The organism is Kitasatospora sp. MY 5-36 (assembly GCF_001182915.1).
GTDB lineage: Bacteria > Actinomycetota > Actinomycetes > Streptomycetales > Streptomycetaceae > Kitasatospora.
Genome location: NZ_LFVW01001455.1, coordinates 1 through 517 on the forward strand (window position 1 = coordinate 1; position 517 = coordinate 517).

At 77.0% G+C, this 517-nt stretch carries 1 protein-coding gene; it reads left to right on the plus strand.

Translation table 11 applies throughout. The features are described from left to right. On the plus strand, window positions 1-517 hold a 517-nt coding region (locus AE652_RS42910; protein ID WP_049661855.1), incomplete at both ends, for a CopD family protein.

Consider the following 517-nt stretch of genomic DNA (forward strand, 5'->3'; position numbering starts at 1 on the left):
CTCGGCCTCGGCGTGGCCGGGCTGGTGCTGGCCGTCGCCCTCTCGGCGACCTGGGTCGGCGCCGACCACGCCTCGGTGGGCATCCAGGTCTGGCTGGCGCTGCCGCTCGGCATCCTGCACCTGATCGCGATGGCGCTCTGGCTGGGCGGGCTGGCCGCGCTGCTGGTCGCGCTGCGCGAGGGCGTCGGCGCCGAGGTGGTGGACCGCTTCTCGAAGATCGCCTTCGGCTCGGTGGCCGTCCTGGCCGGGACCGGGATCTACCAGTCCTGGCGGGGCCTGGGCAGCTGGGGCGCGCTGACCGGCACCGAGTACGGGCGGCTGCTGCTGGTGAAGAGCGGCTGCGTGGCCGCGATGCTGGGCGTCGCCTGGATCTCCCGCTCCTGGCTGGCCAGGCTGCGCTCGGCCCCGGCCGAGGCGGTCGAGGTCGCACCGGCCGAGCTGCCGGAGCCGGTCGCCGTGGCGGCGCACAGCGAGGACCCGGCCCGGCAGGCGCAGCTGGAGCGCCAGCGGGCCGCGC